This is a genomic window from Arthrobacter sp. ISL-85 (genome assembly GCF_018613675.1).
In the GTDB taxonomy this organism is placed as follows: domain Bacteria; phylum Actinomycetota; class Actinomycetes; order Actinomycetales; family Micrococcaceae; genus Arthrobacter.
In genome coordinates this window covers 93846-112819 of record NZ_JAGGPQ010000004.1, presented here as the reverse complement: position 1 = coordinate 112819, position 18974 = coordinate 93846, and the positions used below count along the sequence as shown (strand labels likewise).

Genomic DNA, 18974 nt, shown 5'->3' with positions numbered 1-18974 from the left:
GCGGCCCGCCGTCGGCGTTTCCCCGGATGTCCGGAAGGCTCAGCCCGTCAGGTACCGTTCAGTCCTTCAGGTACCGGCCGAAGTGGTCCTCGATGCGCTGCCATGCCTCCGGTGCGGATTCCGGGTCCGGCCCCACGCCCATGACCCGCATCAGCGGCCTGAGGATTGCCGGTCCCAGCACTTCATCGTTGAGGAAGGTGTGGCCGGCGCCGGGGAATTCCTTCACGCTGTGCTCGATGCCCAGCCGGTCCAGGGCTGATTCGAGCCTGGCCGCGGCTCCCTTCAGGGATTTGTCTGCGCCGCCGTAGTTGGCCACGATGGGGCAGGCGCCGCGCAGTGCCTCTTCCAGGTCCTCCTGACGTTTGCCGGGGAGGCGGCCGTAATTGACGGAGGCGGCATCGAACCCGTCCCGGGCCACCAGCAGCGCGAATGCGCCGCCCATGCAGAAGCCGATCACGCCGGTTTTGCCGTTGCCCAATTCCGACTCCGCAAGCCATGTGCGGGCCGTGGCGAGGTCAGTGAAGGGCCGGCCCGTGCGGGCCGCCATGGCACGCATGGTTCCCACCAGGCAACGTCGCGGGCCGCCGTCGCTGTACAGGTCCAGTGCCAGGGTGAGGTAGCCGGCCCGGGCCAGCCGGTCGGCGTGCCGGCGCGTCTGGTCATCCAGGCCGAACACTTCGTGGATCATGACGACCCCCGGAAACGGGCCCGGTCCTTCAGGTACTGCAAGGTAGCCGTGAAGGGAGGAGGATCCACCGGCGGCGGCGCTCACGGCGCTCAGATCCACGTTCGTCATGCCCAAGGGTAACCGGCCTACGGTGATGTCGCGCCGGTTGCGGTCCAGGGCTTTCGACGGCGGGAGGCGGGGTGGTGTGTGCCGTCTGGGCGGGGCAGACTGGGCCTGTGAGCGAACCGTGGGTGCTGCATGTGGACCTGGACCAATTCATCGCTGCCGTCGAGGTGCTGCGCCGTCCGGAGCTTGCGGGCAAGCCGGTGATCGTGGGCGGCCGCGGCGACCCCACCGAGCGGGCAGTGGTGTCTACGGCGTCCTATGAAGCCCGGGCCTACGGCGTTGGCTCCGGAATGCCGCTGCGCATCGCGGCGCGGAAAGTGCCCCAAGCAGTCATTCTCCCGGTGGACCACGAGGCCTACCTTGAAGCGTCGGAAAAAGTCATGGCGGTCCTGCGTTCACAACCGCGAACCACCGTCCAGGTGCTCGGCTGGGACGAGGCATTCGTCGGCCTTGAGACGGCTGACCCAGAAGCCTTCGCCCGGCACCTGCAGCAGGCCGTCCTGGCGGAAACGCAGTTGCATTGCAGCATCGGCATCGGGGACACCCTGGTCCGTGCCAAAGTCGCGACGACGTTCGGCAAACCTGCGGGCGTCTTCCGCCTCACGCAAGGCAATTGGCTCCAGGTAATGGGGGAGCGGCCCACCATCGACCTGTGGGGCGTGGGAAAGGCAGTGTCCCGCCGTCTCGCCACCCTGGGCATCAAGAAAGTGGCGGAGCTCGCGGCTGCCGACCCGTCTGACCTGGTTCCCGAATTCGGGCCGAGAATGGGCCCCTGGTATGCGCAGCTGGGACGGGGCGACGGCTCACGCACGGTTGATGACACCCCATGGGTGGCCCGTGGGCACAGTCGCGAGACCACTTTCCAGCAGGATCTAACCGACGAGGCACACATTTTCGACGCCGTCCGCGAATTGGCCGGGCACGTCCTGGAGGATGTCGCTGCCGAAGGCAGGCCGGTGGTCGGCCTGACGCTGAAGGTCCGGTACGCCCCGTTCACCACCAAGACGTACGCGCGGAAGATCCCCGAGACATCGGACCCGGCTGACGTGCTGGCCCGCGCCCTTGATCTCGCGGCGAAGATCGAGCCCGGGCGCCCTATCCGGCTCCTCGGGCTGCGCGCCGGAATGACGATGCCCGAAGATTCCCGAAAGGGGCACACGCCTACCCGCAGCGGCTGGTAACCCCATCGACTGCTGAGCATCTGCCGTTTTGGCGCTTCTAAACGGCAGATACGCAGCAGTCGATAGTGGGTGGGCAGCGAAACGGCGGCAGATCCCATGGACCCGCCGCCGTTTTGGGCTGTAGCAGCACGCCGTTCACTGCGGCTGCACCAGCAAGGACTAGTTGCGCTTGAACTCGTCCTTCACGCTTTCGCCCACCTTCTTGGCGTCTGCCTTGACCTGGTCGGCCTGGCCTTCCGCCTTGAGGCGGTCGTTGCCGGTCGCGTTGCCTGCAGCTTCCTTGGCCTTGCCGCCAAGGTCCTCTGCCGCGTTACTGATCTTGTCTCCGAGGCCCATGGTTCCGGCCTCCTTTCGTTTCGTCGATCAACCGTGCCCTTTCAGGGTAAGCAAAGCTTGCTTACTGTTTCAAGGGTCCGGGGATCCTTGCGCGCTGTTCCTTGTCAGGGGCCGCCGTTAGGCTCTGTTCATGGACAAAGTGCGTGGCAAACGGGCGGCGGAAGTGGCGCCGCCGAGGCTTTCCCCGGTGGAGTTGCGGGACCTTGAAGATATGCCGGGTGCGGCCATCCAGGGCGGTGGCAGGCTTGAGAATGCGCGGTTCACCCAGGTCGCCGGGGAAGGTCTCGAGCTCGGGGATGCCGTCTTTGCCGAATGCCGGTTTGACGGTGCATCCTTCAACGAGGCCCAGCTCCGCGGTGCCTCGTTCCGCGACTGCATCCTGGCGGAGCTGTATGCGCCCGTGCTCCGTGGTGCACGCAGTACCTGGCGCGGGGTTGAGTTCCGTAATCCGCGCGTTGGCTCGGCAGAATTGTATGAAAGTGGCTGGCAGTCGGTCCGGATCGATGGCGGCAAGGTTGACTTCCTCAATCTCCGCGGCGCCAAACTCTCGGACGTACTGATCAGTGGCTGCATCATCAATGAACTGGACCTCGGAGCCGTCGGCGCAACCCGCGTAAGGCTGGAAGACTGCACCATCGGGTCGCTGGACCTGGCGGGGGCAAAGCTGAAGGACTTCGATATCAGGGGCACGGAATTCCGAAAGGTCAGCGGCCTCGGCAGCCTCTTCGGACTTGTCATTGACGAGTACCAGCTGGGCCTCCTGGCGCCACTGATCGCCGCCCACCTGGGGGTGAAGATCCTGTAACCGGATGCGCACCACGAGCCTTGCCGTGTACCATTTACAGAACGAACGGTCGGTAAGTGGAGGGTTTCGCTGCGCCGGCCGCCGATGACAGTGCTGTTTATCGCGTGAAGGGTGTTTCCATGGCTGCAACCGCAGGTCCGCAGGCTTTCCTTGTTGGCGGCGTCCGAACGCCCGTGGGCAGGTACGGAGGCGCGTTGTCCTCCGTACGGCCGGACGATCTTGCGGCCCTGGTGGTCCGCGAGGCCGTGCACCGTGCCGGTCTGGACCCGGAGAGCATTGACGAAGTAATCCTGGGCAACGCGAACGGCGCCGGGGAGGAAAACCGGAACGTGGCCCGGATGGCCACCCTGCTTGCCGGTCTGCCGCTGCACATTCCCGGAATCACAGTCAACCGGCTCTGCGCGTCGGGTCTGAGTGCCATTATCCAGGCCAGCCACATGATCAAGGCCGGAGCTGCGGACATCGTCATCGCCGGCGGCGTAGAGTCCATGAGCCGTGCGCCCTGGGTGCAGGAGAAGCCCACCAGCGCGTTCGCCAAGCCGGGCCAGATCTTCGACACCTCCATCGGCTGGCGTTTCACCAATCCCCATTTCCAGCATGGCGGCTTGTCCCGCGACGGGAAGATGACCTACTCCATGCCGGAAACGGCGGAGGAAGTGGCCAGAGTGGACGGCATCTCCCGCGAGGACGCTGACGCATTCGCCGTCCGGTCCCACCAGCTCGCCCTGGACGCCATCGAGGCAGGCCGGTTCAAGGACGAGATCGTGCCCGTCACGATCAAGACCCGCAAGTCAGAGACAGTGGTGGACACGGACGAAGGCCCGCGCCCCGGCACCAGCCTGGACGTTCTCGCAAGGCTGAAGCCAGTGGCACATGGCGGCTCCGTGGTCACGGCCGGCAACTCCTCGTCCCTCAACGATGGCGCCTCGGCCATCATCGTTGCCTCGGAAGCGGCCATTGAACGGCTGGGCCTGACTCCCCGCGGCCGCATTATCGACGGCGCCTCTGCCGGTTGCGAACCCGAGATCATGGGCATCGGCCCCGTCCCCGCCACCCAGAAAGTGCTCAAGCGGAGCGGCCTGAGCGTCGGTGACCTGTCCGCCGTCGAACTTAATGAAGCCTTTGCCACGCAGTCCCTTGCCTGCATCCGGCGGCTTGGACTGGAACCGGAAATCGTAAACCGTGACGGCGGCGCCATCGCCCTGGGGCACCCGCTCGGTTCCAGCGGATCGCGGATCGCCATCACCCTGCTGGGGCGGATGGAACGCGAGGACGCCAAAATCGGCCTTGCCACCATGTGCGTTGGCGTCGGGCAGGGCACCGCGATGCTGCTGGAGAAAATCTGATGGCGGACCCTGTGGACCTCGCGGCAGAGAACTTCTCCGCGCTCCTCGTGGAGGAGCGTGCAGACCGGGTCGTGGTCCTGCTCAACCGGCCCCAGGTGAAGAACGCGATCGACCAGCAGATGGTGGAGGAGCTCCACACTGTCTGTACCGCGCTTGAACAGAACCCCAAGGTGCTGATCATCGCTGGCGTGGAGGGAGTCTTCGCGTCCGGTGCCGACATCGCCCAGCTGCGTGAACGGCGCCGGGACGATGCCCTCCAAGGTATCAACTCCACCATTTTTGTCCGGATCGCCAAACTGCCCATGCCGGTCATTGCGGCACTCGACGGCTATTGCCTGGGCGGCGGCGCTGAACTCGCCTACGCCGCGGATTTCCGGATCGGCACCCCCAACGTGCGGATCGGAAACCCGGAAACAGGGCTGGGCATCCTGGCTGCTGCCGGCGCCAGCTGGCGGCTCAGGGAGCTTGTGGGTGAGCCGCTGGCCAAGCAGATCCTGCTGGCCGGGCTGGTCCTCGGCGCCGACGAGGCCAAAGCCGCCAACCTCATCACCGAAATCCACGATCCGTCCGAACTCCTGGACGCTGCCCACAGCCTGGCCAATAGGATCGGGCGGCAGGACCCCCTGGCGGTCCGCATCACCAAATCCGTATTCCACGCCCCCGCAGAAGCGCATCCGCTCATCGACCAACTGGCCCAGGGCATCCTCTTCGAGTCGCAGGCGAAGTTCGACCGGATGCAGGCGTTCCTGGACCGCAATGCAGCGAAGAAGGCAGACGCTGCCTCCCCCAAGCCCGCCGACGGAAAGTAGACCATGAGTGATTCATCAGTAACCCCCGGCCTTCCCCCCTTCGTGGGGGTGCTGGGTGGCGGCCGCATGGGCGCCGGCATCGCCCACGCCTTCCTGATCAAGGGAGCAGACGTGCTGGTGGTGGAACGCGACGACGTCTCCTGCGAGGCTGCGCAGGAACGGGTGGAGTCGGCAGCCCTGAAGAGCATTGAACGCGGGGCGGTGGACGCCAACTTCGAAGAGCTGGTGACCAGGCTGACAGTCAGCACTGATTACGACGCCTTCGCGGACCGCCAGTTGGTGGTGGAGGCGGTCCCTGAAGACTGGGACCTCAAGGTGACGGCATTGCGGGGCATCGAGGAACGGCTGGGGCAGGACGCCTACATTGCGTCCAACACGTCCTCGCTGTCCGTCAACGGACTGGCCCGTGAGCTGAAGCGGCCGGAGAACTTCCTCGGTCTGCACTTCTTCAACCCCGTCCCCGCATCCACCCTCATCGAGGTGGTGCTGGGGGAGCGCACGTCTCCCGGACTTGCCGCCGCGGCAAAAACCTGGGTGGAGGCACTCGGCAAGACCGCCGTCGTCGTCAATGACGCCCCCGGGTTCGCGTCCTCACGCCTTGGCGTGGCCATCGCGCTTGAAGCCATGCGGATGGTCGAGGAAGGAGTCGCCTCTGCGGAGGATATCGATGCCGCCATGGTGCTGGGCTACAAACACCCCACCGGGCCGCTCAAAACCACGGACATCGTGGGCCTCGATGTCCGCCTGGGCATTGCCGAGTACCTGCATTCCACCCTTGGCGACCGGTTTGCGCCCCCGCAGATCCTCAGGGACAAGGTGGCCCGTGGCGAACTGGGACGCAAAACCGGCAAGGGGTTTTTCGACTGGCCCAGCTAGGAACCGCCTTCAGGACTTGGGTCTAGTCGAAGAAGCCCACGATGTAGCCGATGAAGTACAGGAGGCACAGCAGGACCACGACGCCGATGATGCCGATCCACAGGAACTGCGTGCCCTTCCTTGTACCGTGCTCGTCGTGACCCTGCGGACCTGCGGTGGAGGCTTCGCCTGGCGGGGTTTCGCCGGGCGGAACTCCGCCGCCGGGCTCCAGTCCGGTGATTTTTTCGTCCTCGGGATCCGGGTTGGGTCCTGACACAATTACTCCCTCGCTAGCCGTCGTGGTGCCTTCCCCGCGTAGCCCGGCCTGTCGGCGGGCCTAGGCTGGGGAGGTGACTTTCCTTGAACCCCTTACCCTGACCGGTCGCCATGTAATCCTGGAGCCGCTCGCAGAGGAGCACAGCGACGGCCTGGCGCACGCTGCGAGGGACGGCGAATTGTGGAAGCTCTGGTACACGTCGGTGCCCGCACCGGACGCCATGCCGGCGGAAATCCGACGCCGGCTCACCCTGCAGGAGCAGGGCTCCATGCTGCCGTTCACCACCCGGCTGATTGACCCCGGCACAGGCGGACCCGGGCGCATCATCGGCATGACCACGTACATGAACATCGATGCCGCCACGCCCCGCGTGGAAATTGGCTCCACCTGGAACGCAGCGTCCGTGCAGGGAACCGGGACCAACCCCGACTCCAAGCTCCTGCTGCTCCGGCACGCCTTCGAGGTGCTGGGTTGCCCGGCCGTGGAGTTCCGCACGCATTGGCTGAACCACCAGTCGCGGGAGGCCATCGCCCGGCTGGGCGCCAAACAGGACGGCGTGCTGCGCAGCCACTCACGGACCAGCGACGGAAACCTGCGGGACACGGTGGTGTTCTCCATCCTGGAGCACGAATGGCCGGCGGTCCGCGCAGGGCTTGAGTACCGGCTGGACCGGCGCGTTCCGGGGCATGGCTAGGGGACGGAGTAGGCGCCGGAACCGCTGAGCGCAGCGAAGTAGGCCTCGTAGCCCGCGGCGTTCGGGTGGAAGTTATCCGGGCTAGCGGGGTTGGTCAGATCCAAATTGATCCAGGGATCCGCGGAGTTGACGCCGTGGCCCGCGAACGCGCCCCTGACGTCCACGTACTGAACCCCTGTGGCACTGGCGGCCGTCGCGACGGAGGCGTCCAGGCCACCGGCCAGGACGGTGGCCTGCTGAATAAACAGCGACAGTGGATCGGCAGGATTGGGGGTGACCGGGTCGTAGAGGTAGGGATAGCCCGTCACAACGATCCTGGCATTGGGTGCAGCGGCCTTCACGCTCTGGATCATCGAAATGACGTCCCGGGTGAGCTGTCCGCTCCGGATCATCGCGGCCGCAGAGGCGGTGGCCGCGTCACATGCGGGTCCTGCGGAGGGGTCGGCCAGGGCAGCCCCGCAAGAGGTGATGATGTCACCGAAACCGATGTTGTTGCCCCCTGCGGTGATGGTCACGAGTTCCGTGCTTTTGTTCAGCTGGCGAAGCTGGCTGTTCACGACGTCCCAGGTGGTCTTGCCGCTGCACGCAGCATTCACCACCAGTTGGATTGACTTGGCTTCATTCGCAAGTTCGGGATAGGCGCTGTTGCTGCGATAGCAGGCGTCCAGGTAGGGCCCGGCACCTTGTCCTGCGGCATAGGAATCACCCAGTGCGATGTACTTGTCTTTGTCTACGGCCTGCGCCGGAGCGGCCGCAAAGCCTGCGGCGATCGCGAGCGTGGCAAAGGCGGCACCGAAAGCCCGTGGCCGCCGTCGTGCTGAAATCTTCATCTTTTGTCCCCTGGGATATTGTGCTGCCTCCCTGAGTGAGGGCAGCCGAGTGCAAGGCTATACGGCGGGCTGCCGGTGCGCCTTGGGTCAGTCAGCCCTTCTTTCGGCAACGGTTTTCGGGTAGATGACACGTTGTTCAGGGTCTGTGGTTAGCTGTCCGCATGAGCAGACGGGGCATTCGTATGGACTGGGACGGTGCTGTCAACGCGTGGCACGTTTCGGGCGGCATCTACCGGATGGGGCGGCGTGAATGGCTGACCGGGAAGGGGTGGATGCAGGCGTTCGACGACGGCATCCGCACGGTCGTGGATCTTCGTAACCCAGGTGAGGGCCGGCGCCGGGACACCGATCCCGTGGTGCCTGCAGCTGCCTGGGCCGGCATCGGGGTGGTGCAGGCACCTACCGAGGTACCGGATGATCCGCGATTCACCGCGCTTACCGGGCCGTACCTCAGCGATCCCGGGCACTATGCCGAGAACGCGCGCCTGTTCCCGGAAAAGCTGGTGGGTGTTTTCAGGGCCATCGCCTTGGCTGCAGGCAAAGGCGGTGTCCTGCTGCATTGCGCCGCCGGGCGTGACCGCAGTGGGCTGGTGGCTGCAATGGTCCAGGACCTGGCGGGAGACTCCGACGACGTGATCGCTGAGGGCTACCGGTGCGCCGCCCGCGGCATCAACGAGCGCTACCGGACGCATGGCCCACCGCACAGTCGGGAACGTTATTTGGAGGCCTCAGAACTGGCGCCGCTGCTGGAGCAACGCGGGCTCGCGGTGGTCGCGTTTGTCCGCGGCCTGGACACCCGCAGCTACCTCCTGTCGCATGGCCTGCGAGAGGCGGAACTGGATTCTGTTTCCGGCTTGGCATCAGGAAAGCTACCCTTGTGACTAAAGTTACTGGTGTGGCTGCTGATGCTTCCAATCAGTGGGCATAGTCGCAGGGCGCCTGAAGGCGGGCGTGGATGAGTGGAACGGCGAACCCCATGAAAAGAATCTCTGCTGCAGGAACCGTGGCCGGCGTGGTGCTGTCACTCGGATTGGCTGCCGCCCCTGCGATGGCCTTTCCGGTTCCGGCTACATCAGACGGTCCGACGACGGCCGCCAGCCCCCCGCCGTCACCCAGCCCGTCGTCGTCACCCGGCCCCTCGCCGTCACCCGGCCCGTCGTCCAGTCCGGCCGCGTCTTCCGGCCTCTCTCAGGCAGCTCTCGCCGACGCGGTGCAGCGGGACCTCAAGCTCACGCCCCAGCAGTTTGAAGCAGCGGGCGAGCTGGGGTCGCAGGCTGCGGCTGCAGCGGTACGGCTGCGCCAAATTCCGGGCTACGTGGGAATTCGCATCGAGGGCACATCGATTGTGGTGACTGGCTCCGGGAGCGAGCTGCAGGCTGCCGTTGCCAGCCTCGCCGGGAGCATCCACGGGCTGTCACTCGAAGCACCCCCGTCCGTGCCCTCCGCCGCGGCACCTTCAGTTGCGCCGCCGTCGCAACCTGCTCCGCCCACTGCCACGAAGGCTGCTGGGACCTCCCCGCCCGTAGAAGCCGCGCGGTCCCAACTGGCGGTGAACACCGAACAGCTTTTCCAGGAGTATGTCCGGGACGTGGGGACTGCAGGGCTGCAGGCAGTGGTGACCTCCGGCGGCAAATTCGTGATCAGGACCGGTGGCATCGCGTCCGCGCAGTCGACACAAGGCGGCGCCACCGGAGCAACCTCCACTCCGGCCGGCACGTCAGAAGCCGCTGCGCCCGGCAAGATCTCGCCGTCGGCATTCGCCTCGCGGTACGCGAACGTTGAACTCGACGGCGCCGGTCCCCTCAAGCCGGAGGCGGACGTTCCAGGGGGCGTTGGGTACCAGACTGACCACCAGGTCATCTGCTCCACGGGTTTCTCCGCCTTCGACCCCTCGGGCCTGCCCGCGGTCCTCACGGCCGGGCACTGCACGGATGACGGCGCGGTGAAGACTGCCGACCTGCTGCTCCAGGGCCAGGCCAATGGACGGCTGGGCTCTTTTCAGTTCAGCCAGTTTGGTGGCCCGGGAAACTCCACCGTCCTCAAACCCAACAGTCCCCAGCCGGGCAACGTTGGCGCCGACATCGCCGTTATTGGCAGCATCCGGCAGGGCCTGGATCCGCTGCCGGCGGCGAGCACTTACGGCGACCCGTCTGAGCCGGGGCCCGATGTCAAAATCATTGGCACTTCTGCCCCGGTCATCGGTATGCCGGTGTGCCGCTCCGGCTGGCGGACCGAATGGTCCTGTGGACACATCAGCGCTGTGGGGATCTTCCTGGTGGGCGGGCACAACTACCCTGCGGATCCAACAGACATCCGGGCATTCAACGGCTTCCTGTCTTACGACGTGCAGTCCAACGGCGGTGACTCCGGAGGCCCGTGGGTCAGCGGGAACTACGCAGTGGGAACGCACAGTGCGGGCGACTGGGGCGGGACCCAGAACTTTGCCGTCGCAGCCACCCTCGACGACTCCCTCAAGGTGCTGCCCGACTACCAACTGGAACTCTTCCTCAACAAGCCCGAACTCGTCGCTCCGGCGGACAAAACGTTCAAAGCGGGTACCAGCATCACCGGCCGGGTTCCGGCCGCGCCCGCCTCCGCCGTCGCCCAAGGTTCCCAGGTGCGCATCACGTATGCGGGCCGGCAGCCGTTCGACGTGCCCGTCCGACCCGATGGCACGTGGTCCTTTAAGGCACCGGAAGCACCCGGCCCATTCAGCTTCACGGCAGAGACCGTGAACGGGTTCAGCCGCTCCGCTGCGGTGTCACTGGACATCGTCATTTCGCCATCGTTCCTTCCCGCACCCGCCATTACCACACCGGCCACCCAGCCGCTGCCCGGGCTGGCGACCGTCGACGGGACGGGAACGCCGGGCGCCACCATCACCCTGTCCGGTAACGTCAGCGGCTCGGCCATGGTGGGGGCCGACGGCCGCTGGAGTGTTGCCCTGCCTGCCCCTGCCCCGGCCGGAAAGGTAGATGTCACTGCCGTCCAGTCCTACCCGGGCCTGGCGGACAGCCCGGCGACCGGCGTGACCTTCTCCGTCATGCCGCCGCCACCAGCCGTCACCAGCCTTTCGGACGGGCAGCACCTCAAGCAGGAGGCCCTCCCCGCATCCATCCAGGGAACCGGCCTGAGCGGCGCGGACGTGGTGGTATCCATTGACGGGACGCCGCTCCCCGGCGCTGGTGGATCGGCTGGGCCGGGCTCAACAGGATCCCGCTCAGTGGGAAGCAGCCTTGCACCGTTGGTGCTGGTGGCCGGTGGAAACTGGACGGTTCCGTTCCCCGCCGGACTGGCCCTTGGTGCCCACACGGTGTCTGTAACGCAGGCCGTGGACGGAGTAGCCTCCGCTCCGGCGCAGCTCACGTTCACCATCGATGCCCCGGCGCCGGTGCTTCCCGCCGGGAACATCACACGCGGCGCGCTGGCAGCCACCGGAGCCGGAGGGGTGGTCTCAGCCGCAATCGCCGCCTTGGCCACGCTCGCGGCCGGGATCGTGCTGACGGTGGTGGTCCGTCGTCGAAACCGCCGCCGGACACGGTAGCCGTCGAGGGGCGGGGACGCCATTGAGGCGAACCCCGCCCGTGGCGGCGCTGCCGCGGAGCGTGCGACGTGCTGGATCAGTCGCAGTCGCCCGCCGGCTTCTTGCCGTCAACAACCTGCACGGCCACGTCCAGCGTGCCGTCGGCCAGGCTTCCCCAGGCGTAGACGATCGTGTTCTTCCCACCTTCGACAGTGATGTCGGCCGGGCCGATCACGGGGTCGGTGGTCCCCGCTGCGGCCACGGAGGCAGAAATTGTCCCGGCCTTCAGCTTCAGGGTTGCCTCATCGGGATTGCTGAGCCCTTCGATGACGGGTGCACCGCCGGCCAGAACGTCGACGGCGGGAGCAGCAGCTACGTGCCTGACCGTCAGCTTGCCCTTCTCGTCATCGCCGGGAGCCTTGGTGTCATTGGTGAAGAGCGACGCGGTGGGCACCCCGTCAGTGTTGAGGTGCGCCACGGCCGTGTAGTTGCCGCCCCCTTCGAGGTCCACGTCAACAGGGCCGATCACGGGGTTCGCCGCGCTGGTGGCATCCGCCGCGGTGATCGCGATCTGGTAGTCACCCGGGGCCAGTTCCAGGGGGCCGGCCAGCGTCCCTGGTGTGAAGTCATCCAGCGTAAGTTTGCCGTTGACCCACACGTCCACAGTCAGCCCCGGTACGGCGTGCAGGACGGACAGCAGGGCGGGATCGTCATCGTGGTGCCATCCGCCGGCCTGGGCGGGAGCGGCGAACGCCAAGGAAGCGGCGAGTGAAAGTGCTCCGGCGGCGTACGTCATTTTGCGCATGTCCAACTCCTTTGAAGGATGCCCGGTTGCCGGGCGGTTTGTACTTACGCGCTTAATACCGTTGGAGTGCCGGTTTTGGATGCAAAGTTCAGCGTCAGTTTTTGCGCTTCATCAGCAGGTTGGTGATGCGAAGTGTGCACAGCCGCTGGCCGGCCTCGTTGGTGATCAGTACCTCGTGCGTGGTGAGCGTGCCGCCCAGGTGGATGGGGGTGGCGGTGATGGTGATCTGGCCTTCCCGTGTGGAACGGTGGTGGGTGGCGGAAACATCAACGCCCACCGCCGTCTTGCCCATGGTGCTGGCGTGGATCACCGCCGCCCAGGACCCCACGGCCTCGCCCACGGCCAGGGAAGCGCCGCCGTGCAGCAGCCCGAACGATTGCCGGTTGCCCTCCACCGGCATGGTGGCCACCACGCGCTCCACGGACTCCTCCAGGATCTTCACGCCCATCTTCTCGTCCAGCTCACCGAGGGTGATCTTCCACATTTCGTGCTCTGACGGCTGGTTTCCGGCGGCATCCACGGGGGACGGGGCGTTCATAGGTTCTCCTTTGAGGCGGCCAATTCAATCCAGGCTTCTAGTGTGCAGCACGGCACTTCATGTATGGTGAATATATTACCGAACGGACGGTCAGTAATGGCCGGCCCGTTTTGCCTGCCCCCTTGTTGGAAGGACCGTCAACGATGACCACCACAGCCACAGCTCCCCAGGCCACGGTCGACACCGTGGAGACAGTGCCCAGCTTCGTCATGGACGCGTGGTGGACGCCCGACGCCGGCTCGTCGGCTTCCGCGGTCCCCGTCCGGGACGCGAGCACGGGGGAGGTCCTGGCCAAGGTGAGCACGGAGGGGCTGGACCTCGCCGCCGTCGTGGAGTACGGCCGCACCACCGGCCAGGCTGGACTGGGCCAGCTGACCTTCCACCAGCGCGCCCTCAAGCTCAAGGAGCTGGCGCAGTACCTGAATACCCGCCGCGACCACTTCTACGGCTTCTCCTACCAGACCGGCGCCACCAGGATCGATTCCATGGTGGACATCGACGGCGGGATCGGCGTCCTGTTCACCTTCGGTTCCAAGGGCCGGCGCGAGCTGCCCAACTCCCAGGTGGTGGTGGACGGCCCCATGGAGGTGCTGTCCAAGGACGGTTCCTTCGCCGGTGAACACATCTACACCCGCATCCCCGGCGTTGCCGTGCAGATCAACGCGTTCAATTTCCCGGTCTGGGGCATGCTTGAGAAGTTCGCCCCGGCCTTCCTGGCCGGCGTTCCCACCATCGTCAAGCCGGCCACCCCCACCGGGTATGTTGCGGCTGCCGTGGTCAAGGCCATCATCGAGTCCAACATCCTGCCCAAGGGTTCGCTGCAGCTCATCTCCGGCTCGGTCCGCGGACTGCTGGACGTGCTGGATTACCGCGACCTGGTGGCCTTCACCGGTTCTGCCTCGACGGCCAAGTCGCTGAAGGCCCACCCGAACGTGGTGGAGGGCGGCGTCAGGTTCACGTCCGAGACAGACTCCCTCAACGCCGCCATCCTTGGTCCCGACGCTGTGGAGGGCACCCCGGAATTCGACGCCTTCGTCAAGTCGGTGGTCACTGAGATGACCGTCAAGGCCGGCCAGAAGTGCACAGCCATCCGCAGGGCCATCGTGCCGCAGGATCTGGTGCCCGCCGTGTCCGCGGCCATCGGCAAGCGCATCGCCGAGCGCGTGGTCCTGGGTGACCCCCGCGGCGAGGGCGTTACCATGGGAGCCCTCGCGTCCGTGGAGCAACTTGAGGACGTCCGTGCCGCCGTGCAGTCAATGCTCGACGCCGGCGGTGAGCTTGCGTACGGAACCCTCGCTTCGCCGTCGGTCACCTCCGCCGACGGAACCACCGGGGTAGTGGACGGCGGCGCGTTCATGGCCCCCGTGGTCCTGAACTGGGACAGTCCCGAATCAGAAGCCATTCACTCGCTGGAAGCGTTCGGACCGGTATCCTCCGTCATTGGCTACAAGGACCTCGCGGACGCCGTCCGTCTTGCCGCCCGCGGCGGCGGATCCCTGGTGGCCTCGGTCTGCACCAATGATGCGCAGGTGGCGCGCGAGCTGGTCACCGGCATCGCGGCGCACCACGGCCGCGTCCTCATGCTCAACCGAGAGGACGCCCGCTCCTCCACCGGCCACGGCTCGCCGGTTCCGCACCTGGTCCACGGCGGCCCGGGCCGCGCCGGCGGCGGCGAGGAACTGGGTGGCATCCGGTCCGTGCTGCACCACATGCAGCGGACCGCGATCCAGGGCTCGCCGAACATGCTCACCGCCGTCACCGGCGTCTGGCATGCCGGGGCCGACCGGAACTTTACGCTGGAGACGGAGGGAACTCACCCCTTCCGGAAGCACCTGTCCACCCTCCGGATCGGCGACGCTGTCCGTTCGGACCTGCGGCAGGTCACGCTGGAGGACATCACTGCATTCGCCAATTCAACCGGCGACACGTTCTACGCCCACACCAACGAAGAAGCCGCGGCAGCCAACCCCATCTTCCCGGGCATTGTGGCGCACGGCTACCTGCTGCTCAGTTGGGCAGCCGGGCTGTTCGTGGATCCCGCGCCGGGCCCGGTCCTGGCCAACTACGGCCTGGAGAACGCCCGCTTCACCAAACCGGTCGCTGCGGGCGATTCCATCAGGGTGACCCTTACCGCCAAGAAGATCACGCCGCGCGAAACTGACGAATACGGTGAGGTGGCTTGGGACGCCCTGCTCACCAACCAGGACGACGAGATCGTTGCCACCTACGACGTCCTTACCCTCGTCGAAAAGTAGCCTCCGACGCCCGCTCACCTTTCGCAGGTTTTTCCCAAACGCCCCATCACTTCTCCAAAGAAAGTGATGGGGCGTTTGGGTTTTGGGTGCAGGAAGTGATGGGGCGTTTAGGGGATTGCTGCAGGAGCTGATGGGGCGTTTTCCGGCGGGTCTTTTTGGGCTGGTCCGGCGTAAGATTCTGCCCGTAGGAGGTGGCCACAATGAACCTTAGAATGAACACAGCCACAACCATCCTGCCAGTCGATGATGCAGCCCGCGCCCGCAGCTTCTACACCGAAAAGCTCGGACTCCCGCACCGCGGAATGGCGGACGATGGAAGCGAATTACTCGGCACAGACGGCGGTCCCATGCTGCAGTTGATGCCGGTCTCGGACGGCAGGCACTCGGACCATACCGCGCTGAGCTTCGAGGTCACGGACATCGAAGCAACGGTCCGCGACATGGAGGCCCGGGGCGTGATGTTCCAGGACTACGACCTGCCCACGCTGAGGACTGAAAACCACATCTGCACCACGGACTCGGAAAAGTGCGCGTGGTTCATGGACACTGAGCACAACATCCTGTGCGTCCACCAGAACCTCGCCGGCAACATGGAATACCAGGTCTAGGCAGTCCGTACGCGGCCAGTAAAAATACGGCAGCAGGGGTGCCCCGGTCGGATCGGGGCACCCCTGCTGCTTGTCGCGGTGGTTCGGCGTCAGCTTTCGGCGCCGCCGTGCAGGCCGTCGTCGCTGCTGTCATCCTCGCGGCCGGTACCGCGGCCATCTTCGCTGCGGTCTGAGAGGTCCATGTTGCCGCGGGCCTCGTCCATGGTGGGTCCGCCGGAGGGGACGCTGTAGGTGTCCGGACGGACGCCGTGCGACTGCTCCTCGATCAGGGCCTGCTCCTCGCTGAAGCGGATTACGTTCGCCTCGTCGGCCGCATCACCGGGGATGTCTTCACGAAGTTTTGACGGATCAGGAATGATGAATCCTGCTTCGGGTTCTTCCTTGGAATGGCTCATCTTCATTTCCTTCCAGCGGGTGGTGGTTTTCTTCCACCGTAACGGGGGAGCGTAGAAATACCAAGCACGCTTATTATCGCCGTCCTGGAGGCGGCCTACGCGTCCGTGTGCAGGCCGTCGAACGCCATGGTGATGACGTCGTCGGCCAGCCGTTGCGGCGAGAGGGATCCGCCCGGCTTGTACCACTCCACGATCGAGTTGATCATGCCGAACAAGAGGCGGGTGACGGTCCGGGGATCGATGTCCTGGCGGAGCGAACCTTCATCGCGGGCGGCCGAAATCAGCACGGCTACCCTGTGGTCGAAGGCCCGGCGGCGCTCCAACGCGTCCCGCTCAATTTCCGTGTTGCCCCGCAGCCGCAGCAGCAGGGTGACGAACGGCAGGCGGTCCACCAGTACCGCCACCGTTTGCCGGAGCACGAACTCCAGCCGGGAGTCGGCGGCCCCGGAGGCGGCCTCGGGCTGCTCAAGGATGGCTTCCAGGCCGCCCAGCGCGTGGTCAAGGGCAAGCTTGAGCAGGTCGCCCTTGGAGGGCACGTGGTGGTAGATGGCGGACTTGGAGATGCCCAGGTTGTCCGCCAGGATCCCCATGGACGTGGCGTCGTAGCCGTGGCGGTTGAAGACGTCGACGGCGATGCGCAGCACGGACTGCTGGTCGTAGCCGGGGCGGCCGCGCTTTGCTGTTCCGTTGGCTGCTGCGCCGGCGGGACTGGATCTTTCGGTAGTGCTGGGCATAATCGCTAGTTTCTCACGAACGGTCGGTAAGTCCGGGGACGGCGCAGCACCACCGAAACACTTACGCCTTCGGCCGCATGTCGTAAATGCGGCGCAGCTTGCCGTTGGACCGCTCAAGCGAGCCCGGCTCCACCACGTTCACGGTGCACGAAGAACCCACGTGGATCTTGATCTGCTCCTTCAAGGTGCGTGCCGCCGTCGTGCTCTGCTCGATGGTGACCGCGTCCCGCCGCTCGATGCGCACGGTCAGTTGGTCCATCCGCTGGCCCTCGGGCCGGGTGAGTTCGAGCTGGAAGTGCGGGCTGAGCTCGGGGATGCGGAGGGCGATTTCCTCGATCTGGGACGGGAAGAGGTTCACGCCGCGCAGGATGATCATGTCATCGCTGCGGCCCGTGATGCGGCCCATCCGGCGGTGCGCGGGGCGGGCGGTGCCCGGCAGCAGGCGGGTGAGGTCCTTGGTCCGGTAGCGGATGATCGGCAGCGCCTCCTTGGTGAGCGAGGTGAACACGAGTTCGCCGTGTTCACCGTCGCGCAGGACGTTCTCCTTGCCCGCCACCGGATTGAAGGGGTCGATGATTTCGGGGCGGAAGTGGTCCTCCCAGATGTGGCTGCCGTCCTGCGTTTCCACGGCTTCGCCGGCGACGCCCGGGCCCATGACCTCGGACAGGCCGTAGATGTCGCACGCCTTGATGTTCATCGTCACTTCGAGCTCGTGCCGCATCTCCTGCGTCCATGGCTCGGCACCCAGTACGGCGAACTTCAGCGACGTGGAGGCGGGGTCGATGCCCATGTGCGCCATGGCGTCGGCGATGGTGAGCAGGTAGGTGGGGGTGGCCAGGATGGCGTCCGGCTTGAAGTCCTGGATCAGCTGGATCTGGCGTTCGGTCTGGCCGCCGGAAATGGGGATGACGGTGCAGCCCAGCGCTTCGGCGCCTGCGTGGGCGCCGAGGCCGCCGGTGAACAAGCCGTAGCCGTAGGCGTTGTGGACCTTCATGCCGGGGCGGATGCCGGAGGCGCGGAAGCTGCGGGCCACCAGCTTGGCCCAGTCTGCCAGGTCCTGCTTTGTATAGCCCACCACGGTGGGGCGGCCGGTGGTGCCGGAGCTCGCGTGGATGCGTGCCACCTCGCTCTGCGGCACGGCGAACATGCCAAACGGGTATTCCTCGCGCAGGTCGTCCTTGGTGGTGAAGGGGAAGTTGCCCAGGTCACTGAGTTCGCGCAGATCGTTGGGGTGGATGCCGGCGTCGTCGAACTTGCGCTTGTACAGCGGCACGCGCTCGTAGGCGTAGGCCACGGTGTGCTGCAACCGGCTGAGCTGGAGCGCTTCGAGCTCGTCGCGGGAGATGGTTTCCTCGCGGTCCAGGGCGGCGTCGGTGCCGGCGGCTGGGGCGTCCGCCGGGGTTGAAACGGCAGCGGCGGGGGTTTCGGGGGCGTGCAGGGTCATTATTTTTCCTACTTCTTGGGGATGGTGCGGCTGCGTCCGCGGAACTCGGCGATGAGTTCGCCCGGAGTGCTGGAGCTGGGCTGGCTTTCGGGAGCCGGCGCACCGGCGTCGGCGGCGAAGATCTGGATGTCGTAGAGTCCGCTGCGGCCTGCGCTGGAGCGGCGGTCTGCCACGGCGGTGAGCACCTGGCCCCGGAATGCGGGCTTGAGGAAGTTGATGTCGACGCCGGAGGCGACGGTGATGGTGCTTTCCTCGCCGGGTGCAGGGTGGATGGGGTTGCACGCCAGGGCGAAGGCGGTGTCGCCGAAGGCGAAGATCATTCCGCCGTGGGCCATGCCGAAGCCGTTCAGCATTTCCTGCCGGAGCGTCATCCGGATGGTGGCATGGCCGTCGCTGAGGGCGAGGACCGTGATTCCCATCCATTCGGAGGCGTAGTCGTTTTCCAGGATCGGGTGGGTGGCCCCGGAAATTGTAGTTTCAGCCATGCGTCATTGCCTCCAGCTTTATTTACCGAATGTTCATTAGGTAATCCCATGAGGGGGTCCGGTGTCAAGGGGAAGTGGGTTTGGGGAGGAACGCACGACGGCGGCACATCCCTCCCGCGGTCAGCCCGCCTCAGCCTTCATCGATTGCTGAGTAACTGTCCTTTTGGGCACTCAAAACGGCAGTTACGCAGCAGCCGATGCAGGTGAGGAGTCCCGCGCGCTGCCTGAAGTGCAAGGATGGGGGTACCGGCACCAGCAAGG

20 protein-coding genes are annotated in these 18974 nt (G+C 65.9%); 10 read left to right on the top strand and 10 right to left on the bottom strand.

Translation table 11 applies throughout. From position 1 onward, the window contains the following. Positions 1 to 58: 58 nt before the first annotated feature. Positions 59 to 796, bottom strand: coding sequence for a dienelactone hydrolase family protein (locus J7I84_RS02560; RefSeq protein ID WP_214940222.1), 738 nt, complete (start codon positions 794 to 796; stop codon positions 59 to 61). Positions 797 to 918: 122 nt separating this feature from the next. On the opposite strand from J7I84_RS02560, the gene J7I84_RS02555 reads away from it, so the two are divergent. Beyond that, positions 919 to 1974, top strand: coding sequence for a DNA polymerase IV (locus tag J7I84_RS02555; protein ID WP_214940408.1), 1056 nt, complete (start codon positions 919 to 921; stop codon positions 1972 to 1974). Positions 1975 to 2133: 159 nt separating this feature from the next. Here J7I84_RS02555 and J7I84_RS02550 read toward each other — a convergent pair whose 3' ends face one another. After that, on the bottom strand, positions 2134 to 2310 hold the full coding sequence (locus tag J7I84_RS02550; RefSeq protein WP_214940219.1) for a CsbD family protein: 177 nt from the start codon (positions 2308 to 2310) through the stop codon (positions 2134 to 2136). A gap of 130 nt (positions 2311 to 2440) precedes the next feature. Between J7I84_RS02550 and J7I84_RS02545 the strand changes: the two genes are divergently transcribed. The 4 genes from J7I84_RS02545 (at position 2441) to J7I84_RS02530 (ending at position 6146) form a co-directional block, all read left to right on the top strand. Next, positions 2441 to 3115, top strand: a complete 675-nt coding sequence (locus J7I84_RS02545; RefSeq protein WP_214940217.1) for a pentapeptide repeat-containing protein — start codon at positions 2441 to 2443, stop codon at positions 3113 to 3115. A 119-nt stretch (positions 3116 to 3234) separates the two neighbouring features. Beyond that, entirely contained in the window at positions 3235 to 4461 is a 1227-nt protein-coding gene (locus J7I84_RS02540; protein WP_214940214.1) for a thiolase family protein, read from the top strand. After that, entirely contained in the window at positions 4461 to 5270 is an 810-nt protein-coding gene (locus tag J7I84_RS02535) for an enoyl-CoA hydratase/isomerase family protein (protein ID WP_214940211.1), read from the top strand. Before J7I84_RS02540 ends, J7I84_RS02535 begins: the two co-directional genes overlap by 1 nt. Before the next feature lie 3 nt (positions 5271 to 5273). Continuing rightward, positions 5274 to 6146 (top strand): 3-hydroxyacyl-CoA dehydrogenase family protein, encoded by an 873-nt coding sequence (locus J7I84_RS02530; protein ID WP_214940208.1) that lies wholly within the window; start codon positions 5274 to 5276, stop codon positions 6144 to 6146. Positions 6147 to 6168: 22 nt separating this feature from the next. Here the strand turns inward: J7I84_RS02530 and J7I84_RS02525 are convergent, their stop codons facing one another. Then, the gene (locus tag J7I84_RS02525) at positions 6169 to 6402 is read right to left on the bottom strand and encodes a DUF6480 family protein (protein ID WP_214940205.1); all 234 of its coding nucleotides are present in this window, start codon (positions 6400 to 6402) and stop codon (positions 6169 to 6171) included. A gap of 73 nt (positions 6403 to 6475) precedes the next feature. Between J7I84_RS02525 and J7I84_RS02520 the strand changes: the two genes are divergently transcribed. Further along, positions 6476 to 7096 carry a GNAT family N-acetyltransferase gene (locus J7I84_RS02520; protein ID WP_214940202.1) on the top strand — a complete coding sequence of 207 codons (621 nt, stop codon included), beginning with the start codon at positions 6476 to 6478 and terminating at the stop codon, positions 7094 to 7096. On the opposite strand, the gene J7I84_RS02515 is transcribed toward J7I84_RS02520, so the two are convergent. Next, on the bottom strand, positions 7093 to 7926 hold the full coding sequence (locus tag J7I84_RS02515) for an SGNH/GDSL hydrolase family protein (protein ID WP_214940199.1): 834 nt from the start codon (positions 7924 to 7926) through the stop codon (positions 7093 to 7095). The two genes, J7I84_RS02520 and J7I84_RS02515, sit on opposite strands and share 4 nt — an antisense overlap. A gap of 161 nt (positions 7927 to 8087) precedes the next feature. On the opposite strand from J7I84_RS02515, the gene J7I84_RS02510 reads away from it, so the two are divergent. Together J7I84_RS02510 and J7I84_RS02505 are read left to right on the top strand one after the other, a co-directional pair. Further along, positions 8088 to 8807, top strand: a complete 720-nt coding sequence (locus J7I84_RS02510) for a tyrosine-protein phosphatase (protein ID WP_251045951.1) — start codon at positions 8088 to 8090, stop codon at positions 8805 to 8807. 95 nt (positions 8808 to 8902) lie between these two features. Continuing rightward, positions 8903 to 11470, top strand: coding sequence for a trypsin-like serine protease (locus tag J7I84_RS02505; RefSeq protein ID WP_251045950.1), 2568 nt, complete (start codon positions 8903 to 8905; stop codon positions 11468 to 11470). Between the two features lie 76 nt (positions 11471 to 11546). Here the strand turns inward: J7I84_RS02505 and J7I84_RS02500 are convergent, their stop codons facing one another. Together J7I84_RS02500 and J7I84_RS02495 are read right to left on the bottom strand one after the other, a co-directional pair. After that, positions 11547 to 12254 (bottom strand): DUF4397 domain-containing protein, encoded by a 708-nt coding sequence (locus J7I84_RS02500; RefSeq protein ID WP_214940194.1) that lies wholly within the window; start codon positions 12252 to 12254, stop codon positions 11547 to 11549. 94 nt (positions 12255 to 12348) lie between these two features. After that, positions 12349 to 12792 (bottom strand): PaaI family thioesterase, encoded by a 444-nt coding sequence (locus J7I84_RS02495; RefSeq protein WP_214940191.1) that lies wholly within the window; start codon positions 12790 to 12792, stop codon positions 12349 to 12351. Positions 12793 to 12935: 143 nt separating this feature from the next. Between J7I84_RS02495 and paaZ the strand changes: the two genes are divergently transcribed. Together paaZ and J7I84_RS02485 are read left to right on the top strand one after the other, a co-directional pair. Beyond that, positions 12936 to 15047: a phenylacetic acid degradation bifunctional protein PaaZ gene (gene paaZ / locus J7I84_RS02490; protein ID WP_214940188.1), complete on the top strand. Its 2112-nt coding sequence runs from the start codon at positions 12936 to 12938 to the stop codon at positions 15045 to 15047. A 212-nt stretch (positions 15048 to 15259) separates the two neighbouring features. Beyond that, a complete protein-coding gene (locus tag J7I84_RS02485; RefSeq protein WP_251045949.1) occupies positions 15260 to 15655 on the top strand; it encodes a VOC family protein in 396 nt (131 codons plus the stop codon). Positions 15656 to 15744: 89 nt separating this feature from the next. On the opposite strand, the gene J7I84_RS02480 is transcribed toward J7I84_RS02485, so the two are convergent. From J7I84_RS02480 to J7I84_RS02465, 4 genes are all read right to left on the bottom strand, one after another. Continuing rightward, on the bottom strand, positions 15745 to 16050 hold the full coding sequence (locus J7I84_RS02480; RefSeq protein WP_214940182.1) for a hypothetical protein: 306 nt from the start codon (positions 16048 to 16050) through the stop codon (positions 15745 to 15747). A gap of 95 nt (positions 16051 to 16145) precedes the next feature. Further along, entirely contained in the window at positions 16146 to 16784 is a 639-nt protein-coding gene (locus tag J7I84_RS02475; RefSeq protein WP_214940179.1) for a TetR/AcrR family transcriptional regulator, read from the bottom strand. 61 nt (positions 16785 to 16845) lie between these two features. Beyond that, positions 16846 to 18228: a phenylacetate--CoA ligase PaaK gene (gene paaK / locus J7I84_RS02470; RefSeq protein ID WP_214940176.1), complete on the bottom strand. Its 1383-nt coding sequence runs from the start codon at positions 18226 to 18228 to the stop codon at positions 16846 to 16848. An 8-nt stretch (positions 18229 to 18236) separates the two neighbouring features. Next, positions 18237 to 18713 (bottom strand): hotdog fold thioesterase, encoded by a 477-nt coding sequence (locus J7I84_RS02465; protein WP_214940174.1) that lies wholly within the window; start codon positions 18711 to 18713, stop codon positions 18237 to 18239. Positions 18714 to 18974 lie beyond the last annotated feature (261 nt).

Excerpts from the sequence above, each read along its gene's own strand:
- J7I84_RS02560 (WP_214940222.1), bottom strand. The coding sequence starts at position 796 with ATGACGAACGTGGATCTGAGCGCCGTGAGCGCCGCCGCCGGTGGATCC.
- J7I84_RS02550 (WP_214940219.1), bottom strand. The coding sequence starts at position 2,310 with ATGGGCCTCGGAGACAAGATCAGTAACGCGGCAGAGGACCTTGGCGGC.
- J7I84_RS02545 (WP_214940217.1), top strand. The coding sequence starts at position 2,441 with ATGGACAAAGTGCGTGGCAAACGGGCGGCGGAAGTGGCGCCGCCGAGG.
- J7I84_RS02540 (WP_214940214.1), top strand. The coding sequence starts at position 3,235 with ATGGCTGCAACCGCAGGTCCGCAGGCTTTCCTTGTTGGCGGCGTCCGA.
- J7I84_RS02535 (WP_214940211.1), top strand. The coding sequence starts at position 4,461 with ATGGCGGACCCTGTGGACCTCGCGGCAGAGAACTTCTCCGCGCTCCTC.
- J7I84_RS02530 (WP_214940208.1), top strand. The coding sequence starts at position 5,274 with ATGAGTGATTCATCAGTAACCCCCGGCCTTCCCCCCTTCGTGGGGGTG.
- J7I84_RS02515 (WP_214940199.1), bottom strand. The coding sequence starts at position 7,926 with ATGAAGATTTCAGCACGACGGCGGCCACGGGCTTTCGGTGCCGCCTTT.
- J7I84_RS02510 (WP_251045951.1), top strand. The coding sequence starts at position 8,088 with ATGAGCAGACGGGGCATTCGTATGGACTGGGACGGTGCTGTCAACGCG.
- J7I84_RS02505 (WP_251045950.1), top strand. The coding sequence starts at position 8,903 with ATGAAAAGAATCTCTGCTGCAGGAACCGTGGCCGGCGTGGTGCTGTCA.
- J7I84_RS02500 (WP_214940194.1), bottom strand. The coding sequence starts at position 12,254 with ATGCGCAAAATGACGTACGCCGCCGGAGCACTTTCACTCGCCGCTTCC.
- J7I84_RS02495 (WP_214940191.1), bottom strand. The coding sequence starts at position 12,792 with ATGAACGCCCCGTCCCCCGTGGATGCCGCCGGAAACCAGCCGTCAGAG.
- paaZ (WP_214940188.1), top strand. The coding sequence starts at position 12,936 with ATGACCACCACAGCCACAGCTCCCCAGGCCACGGTCGACACCGTGGAG.
- J7I84_RS02485 (WP_251045949.1), top strand. The coding sequence starts at position 15,260 with ATGAACACAGCCACAACCATCCTGCCAGTCGATGATGCAGCCCGCGCC.
- J7I84_RS02480 (WP_214940182.1), bottom strand. The coding sequence starts at position 16,050 with ATGAGCCATTCCAAGGAAGAACCCGAAGCAGGATTCATCATTCCTGAT.
- J7I84_RS02475 (WP_214940179.1), bottom strand. The coding sequence starts at position 16,784 with ATGCCCAGCACTACCGAAAGATCCAGTCCCGCCGGCGCAGCAGCCAAC.
- paaK (WP_214940176.1), bottom strand. The coding sequence starts at position 18,228 with ATGACCCTGCACGCCCCCGAAACCCCCGCCGCTGCCGTTTCAACCCCG.
- J7I84_RS02465 (WP_214940174.1), bottom strand. The coding sequence starts at position 18,713 with ATGGCTGAAACTACAATTTCCGGGGCCACCCACCCGATCCTGGAAAAC.